The sequence below is a fragment of the Agriterribacter humi genome, assembly GCF_009192765.1.
Taxonomy (GTDB): Bacteria; Bacteroidota; Bacteroidia; order Chitinophagales; family Chitinophagaceae; genus Agriterribacter; species Agriterribacter humi.
Genome location: NZ_VOHQ01000024.1, coordinates 1 through 12,998 on the forward strand (window position 1 = coordinate 1; position 12,998 = coordinate 12,998).

12 protein-coding genes are annotated in these 12,998 nt (G+C 42.7%); 4 read left to right on the forward strand and 8 right to left on the reverse strand.

Annotated features, from left to right (window positions below; all coding sequences use genetic code 11):
- Nucleotides 1-460: 460 nt before the first annotated feature.
- The 5 genes from rplL to FRX45_RS22870 all read right to left on the reverse strand — a co-directional run bounded on the left by rplL (nt 461) and on the right by FRX45_RS22870 (nt 4,446).
- Complete coding sequence (rplL, locus tag FRX45_RS22850; RefSeq protein WP_152270807.1) at nt 461-835, reverse strand: 50S ribosomal protein L7/L12; 375 nt, start codon at nt 833-835, stop codon at nt 461-463.
- A gap of 155 nt (nt 836-990) precedes the next feature.
- On the reverse strand, nt 991-1,518 hold the full coding sequence (gene rplJ, locus FRX45_RS22855) for a 50S ribosomal protein L10 (protein ID WP_152270808.1): 528 nt from the start codon (nt 1,516-1,518) through the stop codon (nt 991-993).
- A 28-nt stretch (nt 1,519-1,546) separates the two neighbouring features.
- Entirely contained in the window at nt 1,547-2,239 is a 693-nt protein-coding gene (gene rplA / locus FRX45_RS22860; RefSeq protein WP_152270809.1) for a 50S ribosomal protein L1, read from the reverse strand.
- Nucleotides 2,240-2,268: 29 nt separating this feature from the next.
- Nucleotides 2,269-2,712: a 50S ribosomal protein L11 gene (rplK, locus tag FRX45_RS22865; RefSeq protein WP_152270810.1), complete on the reverse strand. Its 444-nt coding sequence runs from the start codon at nt 2,710-2,712 to the stop codon at nt 2,269-2,271.
- A gap of 573 nt (nt 2,713-3,285) precedes the next feature.
- Nucleotides 3,286-4,446, reverse strand: a complete 1,161-nt coding sequence (locus tag FRX45_RS22870) for a TlpA disulfide reductase family protein (RefSeq protein ID WP_152270811.1) — start codon at nt 4,444-4,446, stop codon at nt 3,286-3,288.
- 320 nt (nt 4,447-4,766) lie between these two features.
- On the opposite strand from FRX45_RS22870, the gene rny reads away from it, so the two are divergent.
- The 3 genes from rny to FRX45_RS22885 all read left to right on the forward strand — a co-directional run bounded on the left by rny (nt 4,767) and on the right by FRX45_RS22885 (nt 7,238).
- Nucleotides 4,767-6,332 carry a ribonuclease Y gene (rny, locus tag FRX45_RS22875; RefSeq protein WP_152270812.1) on the forward strand — a complete coding sequence of 522 codons (1,566 nt, stop codon included), beginning with the start codon at nt 4,767-4,769 and terminating at the stop codon, nt 6,330-6,332.
- 144 nt (nt 6,333-6,476) lie between these two features.
- Nucleotides 6,477-6,833 carry a 50S ribosomal protein L19 gene (rplS, locus tag FRX45_RS22880; RefSeq protein ID WP_152270813.1) on the forward strand — a complete coding sequence of 119 codons (357 nt, stop codon included), beginning with the start codon at nt 6,477-6,479 and terminating at the stop codon, nt 6,831-6,833.
- Between the two features lie 156 nt (nt 6,834-6,989).
- Nucleotides 6,990-7,238: a Sec-independent protein translocase subunit TatA/TatB gene (locus tag FRX45_RS22885; protein WP_226805537.1), complete on the forward strand. Its 249-nt coding sequence runs from the start codon at nt 6,990-6,992 to the stop codon at nt 7,236-7,238.
- 114 nt (nt 7,239-7,352) lie between these two features.
- Here FRX45_RS22885 and FRX45_RS22890 read toward each other — a convergent pair whose 3' ends face one another.
- Entirely contained in the window at nt 7,353-8,447 is a 1,095-nt protein-coding gene (locus tag FRX45_RS22890; protein ID WP_152270814.1) for a Gfo/Idh/MocA family protein, read from the reverse strand.
- 341 nt (nt 8,448-8,788) lie between these two features.
- On the opposite strand from FRX45_RS22890, the gene FRX45_RS22895 reads away from it, so the two are divergent.
- Nucleotides 8,789-9,247, forward strand: a complete 459-nt coding sequence (locus FRX45_RS22895; protein ID WP_152270815.1) for a hypothetical protein — start codon at nt 8,789-8,791, stop codon at nt 9,245-9,247.
- Between the two features lie 183 nt (nt 9,248-9,430).
- Here FRX45_RS22895 and FRX45_RS22900 read toward each other — a convergent pair whose 3' ends face one another.
- Both FRX45_RS22900 and FRX45_RS22905 read right to left on the reverse strand, forming a co-directional pair.
- Nucleotides 9,431-11,197 (reverse strand): ABC transporter ATP-binding protein, encoded by a 1,767-nt coding sequence (locus FRX45_RS22900; protein ID WP_152270816.1) that lies wholly within the window; start codon nt 11,195-11,197, stop codon nt 9,431-9,433.
- A gap of 178 nt (nt 11,198-11,375) precedes the next feature.
- Nucleotides 11,376-12,806 carry an AAA family ATPase gene (locus FRX45_RS22905; RefSeq protein ID WP_152270817.1) on the reverse strand — a complete coding sequence of 477 codons (1,431 nt, stop codon included), beginning with the start codon at nt 12,804-12,806 and terminating at the stop codon, nt 11,376-11,378.
- Nucleotides 12,807-12,998 lie beyond the last annotated feature (192 nt).

Genomic DNA, 12,998 nt, shown 5'->3' on the forward strand with positions numbered 1-12,998 from the left:
CAAAAGAAAGCAGAAAAAGAATGACAATCTATACAGTAAAAATTAATGAAGATGACCCATTAAATAAACAATTAAATTTGTTTGAACCATTATAAAATATGTCAACCTATTTTAGGTACACACAGGGGTAGGGGCAGGGAAGAACCAAACAGCAAATAACAAGAAACAAATAAAACCTACCTGTCGGCAGGCAAGCCTGTCCGCCTTGGCTGATCCGAAGCCGGGAATTTGAAATCCGAAAGGAATCGACTATAAATCACAAATAGTAAACCACAAATTAAAAATTCTGAAGAAGGCATCAGCAATCATAAGTTACGGTAGCATAAGAAGAAGGACGATTCATCCTGTTATTAACAAAAATTACACTGATAGCTGAATGCCGATAGCCGATAGCCAACGATCACAAAAAAAGCCACCCCAATGTTTTGGGATGGCTTAAGCTATTTGTGCAATAATGCAATTAAGCAATTTCTACTTCGGCACCAGCTTCTTTCAGCTTGGCTGCAACTTCATCAGCTTCAGCTTTGGCAACACCTTCCTTAATAGGTTTGGGTGCACCGTCAACCAGGTCTTTCGCTTCTTTCAATCCTAAGCCGGTAAGGTCTTTAACGATCTTTACCACGCCCAGTTTGTTTGCGCCTGCAGCTTTCAATATTACATTGAATGCAGTTTTTTCTTCAGCGGCGGGGGCGCCTGCAGCAGGACCAGCAGCTACGGCTACAGCAGCAGCAGCGGGCTCAATACCATACTCGTCTTTCAGGATCTTTGCTAATTCATTTACTTCTTTTACTGATAAGTTTACCAACTGATCAGCAAACGCTTTTAAATCTGCCATTGTTATCAAATTTTTTCCACCTTCATTGCCTGTGCTCCGGCGGAGTTATTAAAAAAATTTGTTTGTATATTATCCCCCAGGCCGGGGATAAATTATTTATGATTTGAAATATATGATTTGAGATTCATTTCAAATCATATATTTCAAATTTCAAATTAATTCGCTCTTTCTTCCAAAGCCTTTATCAGTCCTGCCAGTTTGTTACCGGCATTCAATGCACTCATAACATTTTTAGCAGGCGACTGTAACAGCCCGATAATTTCACCGATAAGATCATTTTTGCTCTTGAGTGCTGTTAATGTTGTTAACTGGTCATCGCCCGCAAATACATCGCCATCAATAAAAGCCGCTTTAAGCTCAGGCTTTGTGCCATTGTTTGCCTTGCGAAAGGAACTGATGATCAATGCCGGTTCTTTGGCATTTTCTGAAAACAGCAAAGCGGTTACATTGTTTAATGAATCATACACGCCGCTGTACCTTTCATTGTCTAAAGACTCAAGCGCCTTTTTAATGAGGGTATTCTTTGCCACTTTCATTTCCACCTGCTTGTCGAAGCAGGCCCGGCGCAATTTAACTACCTGTGATACAGATAAAGATTCGGTATCGGTAATGTAAAAATTATTGTATTGTGCGAACTTGCCTTTCAGCAATTCAATCACCTCGTTTTTTTCCTGTTTGGTCATACAAAAAGATTTTTGTGCTGTTAAAGCATTAGTTCATAAATGATTTGGTGTCAATAGCAATGCCGGGGCTCATGGTACTGGCCATAAATGCACTTTTTAAATAAATGCCTTTGGCGGTTGACGGTTTGGCCTTAATAATGGCATTGATAAACTCCTGGCTGTTTTCAGCAATCTTTTCAGGCGTAAAACTTACGCGTCCAACAGATGCATGAATGATACCGGCTTTATCAACCTTAAATGCTATTTTACCACCCTTTACTTCATTTACGGCAGCGGCCACATCATTGGTAACGGTTCCTGTTTTGGGATTGGGCATCAGGTTACGGGGACCTAATATTTTACCTAATTTACCAATTTTAGGCATCACGGAAGGGGTGGCTACAATTACATCCACGTCTACCCATCCGCCTTCGATTTTGGTTACAAATTCATCCAATCCCACATAATCAGCGCCTGCGGCTCTTGCAGCTTCTTCTTTATCGGGTGTACAAAGTACCAGTACTCTTTTTGTTTTACCAGTCCCGTGAGGTAGGGTTACCGTACCCCGGATGGCCTGATCCGCTTTTTTAGGATCAACCCCCAAACGAAGGTGGATGTCAACAGAACTGTCGAATTTTGTGGTATTCACTTCCTTAACAAGGGAGGAAGCTTCCTTAAGTGAATACACTTTGGTTTTATCTATTTTAGCTTCCGAAGCTTTTCTTTTCTTACTGATTGCCATTTTCTTTCAGTTTTTTGGAAAGTGAAGATTTAATTTTCCCATGGGGCTTTACCATCAACAGTAAGTCCCATGCTGCGTGCCGTGCCGGCAACCAGGCGCATAGCGCTTTCAATAGTAAAGCAATTCAGGTCAGGCATCTTATCTTTAGCGATCAATTCTACCTGGTTCCAGCTTACTTTACCTACTTTGTTGCGGTTAGGCTCTTTAGAACCTTTTTGCACTTTGGCAGCTTCCAATAACTGAACGGATGCGGGGGGAGTTTTAATGATGAACTCGAAAGACTTGTCGGAATACACCGTAATCAATACGGGAAGTACTTTACCCATTTTATCCTGCGTGCGTGCATTAAACTGCTTGCAGAATTCCATGATATTGATACCCTTGGAACCCAACGCTGGACCTACAGGTGGCGCAGGATTGGCCTGCCCGCCTTTTACCTGTAGCTTTACATAGCCGGTAATTTCTTTTGCCATTTTTTACATTTTTTTGGTGTTAACGTGGCGCTTTCAGCGTCACTCCCAACAAAAAGAGCTTTTTGGGGCGGCAAAGATAGAGGGAATTTATTATTTGGCAAAATTAAAAGAGATAGCTGGGTTGGGAGGTATAAGGTTTAACGATAGGATAGTCCCCTGTAACTGTCCATGGCTGAAGACTGACCGGACGGCCTTCGAATTTATTCATATTGCTATGCTTTGGTTCTAATTATTCCCTGTTAATTGGCCGGTTGCAAGTTGCGATTGGGTTGCTATTTTCTTTGTTACTTTTTGCGGAAAAAGTAACCAAAAGCCGCACGAAAACGAATACTGCCCGTTTTCGTGAAGCACCCTGATTAAGCCGCACTACTACTGTGATTTCAGCTATAGAACGCTATTGCTTTCTCATCTTACAGTAGTCCGCACTATAGCTATTCTATTTGAGGGTTAAGATTGTTTTTCACTTCGGATGTTGAATTTGAAATTAGTTTGGTTCTTGTGATTTGTCTTTTGGTGCTTCTCCCCTGCACCTTGTAACCTGCAACTTTTTTCCCATTTCATTTCTCATACATCTCATTTCCCTAAAACCTCTTCCAGCTTATTGTGCAAGTCCTGTCCCCTCAGGTTTTTACCGATGATCCTGCCAGTGGGGTCGAGCAGTAAATTTTGGGGAATAGACTGGATGCCGTAAAGCTGTGCCACGGCATTATTCCAGAACTGCAGGTCGCTCACATGCGTCCAGGCAAGCTTATCATCGTGAATGGCCTTTAACCATGCGGCTTTAGCTCCCGGCCTGTCGAGGGATACGCCCAATACGGAAAAACCTTTGTTCTTATACTTATTAAAGGCGTTTACCACATTAGGGTTTTCGGCCCTGCACGGTCCGCACCAACTGGCCCAAAAATCAATCAGCAGGTATTTCCCTCTCAGTGAAGAAAGCGTTACCGGGTTTCCCAGGGTATCATCCTGCGTAAAATCGGCTGCCATTTGTCCAATACTGGTTCTTTTGGCAATATCCATGCGTTCTTTAAACTGCAATGCCGAAGGCCATGCTTTTGCTGCAGGCGAAAGCTGGTTAAACAGAGGTTCAATTTCATCAATATCTATATCATGCCCCGCATACTGCTGTAGTATAAGCAGCGACACAGGTGATGCAGGATGGGCCTTAATAAAAGAATGGAAAACGTTTTCTTTTATGCCTTTTTCGAGCAGACCGGCCTGGTCTTCGATCTCCTTCATTTTAGCAGTATTTCCTTCGCTACGGTATTGATTGTACGCATCCGATAATACCCGCATGCTGTCGTTAAAAGGCTTGCTCAGCGCCTCAAATTTTTTATAGTCTTTATGCGCGGAAGATCCTTTCCCTTTTACCCGGATATTGGAAAAGGAATCTATGCTGGTTACTTTTAGTTTGCCGGGCGCTAAAAAAAGTGTGGCCACATCTTTTTGCATATTCATTGGACCTTCGATATCCGTTTGCCCGGATTTGTATTTTACGCTTAACCGCGATAATACCGGCTCATTGATATTACCGGTAAACCGGTATTTACCATTTTGCACCTCTGCGCTGTCGGTAGCCCGGTTATTATCCACTACATAATAAAGATATACCCGGGCGGCGGTGTCTTTCAATTTTTTGAGCTTCCCCGAAATGGTAAAAGACCGGGTGACATCCGTTTGCGCCACAGTAAAAACAGGCGCCAGGATGCATAGAAAAAGTATAAGTGGTTTCATTGAAGAAATTTATCGTTTGTAATTGATGATTGCCTGGCAGATACAGGTTGCAAGTTACAAGTTGCAGTTTAATGCGTTATAGTTTATGGTTTGTGATTTATAATTTGGGTTTCGCTTCAATTCAGGATTTGCGGCAAATTACTGAATTTTGACTCCTTTCGGTGAGCATCGCTTTTACTGTAGGAGGAAAATAATGGGATTGACATAAATTCCGGCATTATGAAATCTTCTTGTTTTGTATCTTCGCCCATTACAACTTACTATGGTTTATATGAACATAGGAAGGAAAAATATAAAAGAACAGTTTAAACTAAAAATTCATGGAATCGAATGTCTTGTTCATCATAATTGGTGTTATATGCCTGATCGTGGGCGTGGTGGCGGGTAAATTTATTTTTGCCGTCAACACCAAAAAGCAGCTTGAAGAAGCTGAAAGCCAATCCCGTAAGATTATTGCCGAGGCGCAAACAGCTTCCGAAAACCTTAAAAAAGAAAAGCTGCTGGAAGCTAAAGAAAGATTCGTTCAGCTAAAATCCGAGCATGACAAGGAAGTGCTCGACAAAAACAAGAAAATAAATGATGCGGAAACCCGCATCCGGCAAAAAGAGCAGGCCCTGAATCAAAAATTGGAGAATATTGATAAACAGGTGAAGGAAAATGATGTGATCAAGGAAAACCTTAACCGCCAGATAGAGGTAGTTGGTCAAAAACGCACCGAATTAGAGAAGCATCAGGAAGAACATATCCGCCGCTTAGAAAAAATATCAGCACTTACAGCGGAAGAAGCGAAGGCGCAGTTACTTGAAACGCTTAAACAGGAAGCACAAACACGTGCACTGGTTATACAGCAGGAAATTATTGAAGATGCCAAGCTGAGGGCCAATAAGGAAGCCCGTAAACTGGTTATTCAAAGTATCCAGCGTACTGCAGCCGAACAAACCATTGAAAATACGGTTACCGTATTTAACCTTGAAAGCGATGAAATCAAGGGTCAGATCATTGGCCGCGAAGGAAGAAATATCCGGGCCATTGAAGCAGCCACAGGTGTGGACCTGATTGTGGATGATACCCCGGAAGCCATTGTACTTTCTTCTTTCGATCCCTTAAGAAGGGAAATTGCCCGCCTTGCATTGCAAAGACTGGTTACAGACGGGCGTATACATCCTGCCCGTATTGAAGAGGTGGTGGAAAAAACCAGGAAACAATTGGAAGAACAGGTGCTTGAAATTGGCGAAAGAACCGTTATTGAACTGGGTATTCACGGGCTGCATAAAGAACTGGTGCGCATAGTAGGAAAAATGCGTTTCCGTTCTTCCTATGGTCAAAATCTTTTGATGCACAGCCGCGAGGTGGCCAATTTATGTGGTGTTATGGCGGCTGAACTGGGACTTAACCCCAAATTGGCCAAGCGTGCGGGACTTCTGCACGATATTGGTAAGGTTCCCGATGAGGAAACTGAACTGAGCCACGCTTTATTAGGCGCTAAACTGGCAGAAAAATATGGTGAAAATCCTGCCGTAGTAAATGCTATCGGCGCCCACCACGATGAGATGGAAATGCAGTATGTAATCTCTCCTGTTGTTCAGGCATGCGATGCCATCAGCGGCGCACGTCCGGGGGCACGCAGGGAAATTATGCAGCAATACCTCACGCGTATCCGTGAACTGGAAACCCTCGCTTTAACCTACCCCGGCGTTGAAAAAGCTTATGCCATACAGGCCGGCCGTGAATTAAGAGTAATTGCGGAAGCCGATAAAATGACCGATGCCGACAGCGAAAAACTAAGCTTTGAAATAGCGCAGAAAATACAAACGGAAATGACCTATCCCGGGCAAATTAAAGTAACCGTTATCCGAGAAAAAAGAGCGGTGAATGTGGCGAGATAGATGTGTTACAGGTTTCAGGTTACAAGATAACAGGGTGTATTTCCGTGTAACCTGAAACTTGCACCCTGTAACATCTTTCCGATAATTTGTTTTGGTATTTCAGCATCGCATTGTTACCTTTGCGTCCCTTAAAAATTTGTAGTCATGAGCACAGCAGTACAATTTGTTCACGAACAATTGACCACTTCCAAAACATTTCCTAAATTCAAGGCAGGCGATAACATTACTGTTAATTATAAAGTAGTTGAAGGAAACAAAACCCGTATCCAGGGTTTTAAAGGCGATGTGATCAAACGCCAGGGTACCGGGCACACCGCCACTTTTACAGTTCGTAAAATTTCTGATGGTGTGGGTGTGGAAAGAACCTTCCCCCTGTTTTCGCCCAATATTGATTCGGTTACTCTTAATAAAGTGGGTAAAGTGCGTCGTGCCAAACTATACTTTTTGCGTAGCCGCAGTGGCAAAAGTGCCAGGATTAAAGAAAAAAGAGCGGGAGTATAAACAACTGATCTCTAAAAAATATTATATATCGAACGGGAACCTCAGGGTTTCCGTTTGTTGTTAAACCCAGGTTAACCTCAAAGGGAATTTTATAAATTGGTTGTTCAACCAATTAAAATTGTAACTTTGTTTGCTCAACTTTAAATATTTTATACCATGCTTTTACTGAACTACAATTCGTTATTGATATCAATGCCGGGTGGTACCGAGTGGATACTGATCATCCTTGCTGTGCTGATCCTTTTTGGAGGTCGCAAAATCCCTGAATTCATGCGTGGTTTGGGACGTGGTATCCGTGAATTTAATGATGCCAAAACCAATGTCAAAAAAGAAATAGAAGAGGGTATGTCTGAAAAAGAAACTACGCCCGCTACCAACAATACCACCAGCAAGCAACAGGCTTAAATCAATTCATTCAACAGCATAATATTTTGCCGGCTGTAATAAAGATTTGTCTTTATTATGCCGGCATTTTTTTACGATGTGGCGGAAAATAATCCGCTATACTACCTATGTAACCTACCCGCTGATCAGTACCCGCCCGTTTTCTTTTACAGACCGGTAAACAGCTTCAACCACTTTTATATCTTTCAGCCCTTCTTCACCCGGCACCAGTACCGGCGTGTTCTGCAATATAGCGAGGGCATCTTCATCCATTTGTTTGGCCTGCTCGTTAGGAATAACGGCATTAAGCAATTTGCCATCACTGGTAATGCCTTTAATGCCGCTGTACGCCTGAAAAGGTTCGAGTTTGTACCAGCCTTTGGTGCAGGTAACATGCAGGCTGTTCATGCTTTTACCAAAACTGGTTTCGCATTCGGTGATCGCCCCGCCTGGAAACTCCAGTCTGAACGCCATCGTCTCATCCACTTCTTTATAAATATCCGGGCGGGTGGTACTTTGTTTTGCCGTTACCGCTATGGGTTCTTCACCTGTAGTATACCGGGCGGCATTTAAAGGATATACACCCATATCGTACATAGAGCCGCCACCCATTTCCTTCTTTTGTTTCCAGTGATCTGTGCGGGAATCGAAATAACCCGCCCTTGCTGATACCTGTGTAATGGCGCCGTAGGTTTTATCTTTTCTGAACTGTATGATGCGCTGTGTATTGGGCTCGTGCTGCATACGGTAACCGATGCTGAGCTTTACCTTGTTTTTTTTACAGGCATCAATCATTGACCGGCATTCCGCAGCAGTAACAGCCATAGGCTTTTCGCACCACACGTGCTTACCTGCATTGGCGGCTTTAATAACATATTCGGCATGCATGGAAGGCGGCAGCACAATATAAACAACATCTATATCCGGGTTGTTGGCTATATCATCAAAACTTTGATAGTTATAGGTGTTTTTTTCGGCAATATGGTATTGTTGCTGCCAGTGTTTGGCTTTATCGGGTGTGCCGGTTACAATACCCGTTAACCGGCAATGTTTGGTAAGCTGCAATGCAGGCGCCAGCAAATCGGTACTGTAATAACCCAATCCAACCAGGGCAACACCCAATTTTTCTTTTTGGGGAGCAGTACAGGCCAATGAAAATGCTTCGCTGCCAATCGTTAATGCAGCCAAACTGCCAAGGCTGTTTTTTATAAATATACGCCGTGTATGCATGATGGTGAGTTTGGTTAAGAATAATGCCTGAAATAAGCAGCAATACCAAAGATCAATTTTTTTGATATGGTATTTTCTGTTTCTCCCTGTCTTAAATATATGGCTTTTTACCTGTAATATGTTGGTTTACTGCGTAAAACCTGTGTAAAAAATGATATTCCCGGTGCTTATTATACTTTCTATTTGATGCAAACAACGGAGGATCCTTATTCATTAAGGTGAATGGATATAAAATCACGATAGAAAGGCATTCATCCTATAAAACAGCACTGCAGTCGAAAACAGGTACTCATTCCGCCGGTAGGCAACACTTTTTACGTTTATAGATGAAATAAGTTTTTATGAAAACAATACTCGCCCTCTTCGCACTGATTGCATCAGCTGGCACTGTAAAGGCGCAAACCAACACTTATCATTTCATGTCGGGCCAGCAGCAGCAGGTACAATATGATTCAGCAAACAAGGTATACTTTATTGACCGCGAAATCAATAATGTTTCTCAAATACACATCGAAAACAATATCATCTCTTTTGTTACCACAAACAGCAGAAAAAACAGCGTGTTTATAAACAATATGAACCTGGAATCTTTAACCAGTAAAGTGAGTTTTACGCTGAATGGCCGCGATACCCGCAGCGGTAAACAGGTAAAGCTTGGCTTTTGGTTTATTGACGGTGTACTGGAAGAAGTGAGCTACGCGAACGAAGCCGTACATCACAGCATAGCGTACAAGGATATTTCTGATGTGAATGAAGCATCTGCCAATTCCATCGCTGTTGTACAACATTTAAATAATTAAAAAGTATAAACAATACTTTGCCCTGATCCGTACCCCTTTTCCCTACACCCGGGCATCTGTGAAAACAGGTGCCCTTTTTATTTTGGGAACAGGCTTACTTTATAACCTTGTGTATCAAAAATGATCAGTTGACTTCCATGGTGGGTTTAAAACACATAGACACAGTATCAGAGAAGATGATGATCAACTACCCGCGTGCTTAGCAAACTGCATTTCATGTAATTTGGCATAAAATCCTTCCTGCTCCAGTAATTCAGTGTGTGTTCCTGCCTCTTTGATCTCTCCTTTATCCAATACAATTATTTTATCGGCTTTCCGGATTGTAGACAGCCGGTGTGCAATAACAATAGAAGTGCGTCCTTCAATTAAAGTATCAATGGCATGTTGTATCAGGTGTTCACTTTCCGTATCTACCGAAGAAGTGGCTTCATCGAGGATAAGAATGGAAGGATTATACAGCAGTGCACGGATAAAAGACAGCAACTGGCGCTGACCCAATGATAACGTGCTGCCTCTTTCCATTACATTGTAATCGTACCCGCCCGGTAGCTGCATAATAAAATCATGCATCCCTATTAATTTTGCCGCATGTATTACCGCATCCCTGCTAATGGCATCATTGCGGAGCGTTACATTATCCTGTATGGAGCCCGAAAATAAAAACACATCCTGCAGCACCACGCCTATCTTGCTGCGCAACGCATCCAGTTTATACTGGTCAATGTTCACATCATCAATGTATATAGCGCCTTTCTGAATATGGTAAAGCCTGTTGATTAAACTGATAATGGATGTTTTTCCGCTTCCCGTATGTCCTACAATAGCAAGGGTTTCGCCCGGCTGTATAACAAAAGAGATGTCCTTTAAAACAAAATTGTCTTTATTATAAGCAAACCATACATTTTTAAATTCTACTTTTCCCTTAACGGCTGAAGGCGTATGACTACCTTCCCGTACAATAAAGTCCGGGTTATCTAATACTTTAAATATCCGCTCACTGGCTACCATACCCATCTGCAATACATTGAACTTATCTGCTATCATCCGCAACGGGCGGAACAATAAGTTCAGGTAAAGAATAAAGGCGATCATTACCCCTAAAGTTGCATCACCCTGTGCGGCATCCCGGGCGCTCCACCATATCATTAAGCCCATAGATACCGCCATTATAATTTCCACAAAAGGGAAGAAAACAGAATACGCAAAAATAGCCCTGATATTGGCGTTACGGTGTTCCCTGTTGATTTTCTTAAACTTGGCAAACTCCCTGTCTTCCGCGGCAAATGCCTGCACAATGGGCATGCCTGTTATGTGTTCCTGCGCAAAGGCGTTCAGTTGGGCAACCGCGTTCCTTACTTTTTGAAAAGATACATTCACACTTTCTTTAAACCACCAGGTTACAATAATTAAAACGGGAAGTATGGCCATACACACCAGGGTGAGCTTCCAGTCGGTAAAAAACATCACACCCAAAATAGCAACAATAGAAAGCAGATCAGCAACAATAGATATAAGACCTTCTGAAAAAATATCATTTACCGCTTCTATGTCGTTGATGGTACGCGTGGTTAGTGTTCCAATGGGGGTTCTGTCGAATTGCGACAGGTTAAGATGGATCACTTTTTTATATACGGTAATGCGAAGATCCTTTACAACCGTTTGCCCAAGCCATGAGGTAAGAAAAGAAAAATAAAACCGTAAAGCGGTTTCAGCCAAAAGCAGGCCAATTTGTATAATGGTAATAACAATTACCGTATTTACCAATCCGCCCCTGATGTATTTATCTACCGTTACCTGGATGAGCCACGGACGCACCGGCGACATCACAGCCAGTACAATAGCCAATGTTATAGAAATGAAGAATTGCTTTTTATAGGGCGCTGCATATTTAAATACCCGCTTAAGCAAACTGAAGTCAAATATTTTTTTGGGTGCTGATCGTACTGGCATAATTCGAAAGCAAACCTACGTAAATTTTACTTGTTCATTGTTTCAACTAATCTGTTTCCCGGGGCAGAACTACTATCATCTGCATATCCAGCTGACCAAACCACCAATGAGCAACAAAATATATTTTCAACTACAAAAAATATTTTATCAGGTTCATCAGGGAAAAATTTCCTGTACACTATGCAAATAAATCTTCCATCAGCACTTCCGCCTGTATACGACCAAGATAGTATTCATTTTTCCGGGTACCATAAGTAGTGATCATGGTAAGGAACAACGTCTTTTTTGTACCGGTTTCAGCGCGGAAAACATTTAGTTTCGTATCCAGTTCGGCAGCGTATTTTTTATCTATCACGAACTCGTTGCCGGAAAATTTCATTTCACAAATACTGATACAGCGATCCTGCCGGTCGAGCAGCAGGTCAATCTGTGCGCCTTGCGCTCCTTTTCCAGGTGCATATCTCCAGGTGGCGGCATTCATCAATACACCTTCTATCCCGAGCCTGCGCCTGATCTGTAATACATGTTTCTGGCAAACGGATTCAAAAGCAAAGCCGCTCCAGCTAATATAGGCAGGCGTTCCATATTGCCGGAGCCAGGCGCCGCCCGCGGTGTCCTTTGCATGCTCAATGAATTTCAGGTAAAACAGCGAGTATTCATCTGACAGCTTATAAATACCTTCGTTGGTATTTTTTTGAAAAGGAACGTAAGGCGTAATAAAACCCGATTCTTCCAGCTCCTGCAAGATCCGGGAAGTGGTGCCACCGGAAGTAAAGCCGCATTCGTTGATAATTTCATTACGCGAGAGGCCTTTTCCTTTGGCAGCCAGTGCGCGGATTACCCGTTCATGATTTTCCGAATGGGCAAACAGCGATTTATAGAGATTGCTGAATTCAATTTTTAAAGGACCGTCTTTGGTAAAGCAAAGCCGGTCTATTACCTGGGCAGCGCTTTCTCCGGGGTTAACGTTTCGCAGGTAGTGTGGTATGCCACCCATAGCCATATATAATTGTAGCTGGTTGTATTGGTCGAGTATAACACCTTTACTTTTCAGGTATGCCTGTGTTTCTCCCAGCGTAAATGGAAGCAACCGGATCGTTTGGGTGACCCGGTTATGGAGACCGCCCCGGTTGTTAATGATCCTGTCTATCATCCAGGAAGCAGCCGATCCGCAGATAATTACTTTTAAATGGGATTTTTTGGAAGCGGAAGCGTTCCACCAGTGGTCGAAGGCTTGCAGAAAACCAGACTTACGGGTGTCAGTCCAGGGAAACTCATCAAAGAAAATAACGGCAGGTTTACCGGAAGGAAGTGTATCAAGATAGGTGTCCAGCATCGTAAATGCCTGTAGCCAGTTGGCAGGGATAGCCAGGGCCACGGCGCTTTTGGCAGCCAGTTGGAGCGTCCGGCTGAAATTTTCAAGCTGCGTTTTCATTGTAGCCCCGTGAATGCCGGTAAATTCGAATACCATCTCATCTTTACAGAAAGTACGTACGAGATATGTTTTGCCTACCCGGCGGCGGCCGTAGATGGCGATCAGTTCGGATTCAGGGCTTGCCAGCCTGGCCGCCAGTATTTTCTGCTCCGCAATGCGCCCGGTGATCTTCATAAATGTTTATTTCCATCCAAAATTAGCATTTTTATGCTATTTTGGACAAATATATAAAATTATATTGAGCCAATTTTTGGTAAAAAGACAGATTTTGGACGAATATAAGCGGCAACCCTTACCAACATCCTCCGACACATTGACTAAAATGGAAGATTTGACTTTATACTTACACAGACTTTTAAACCAAGG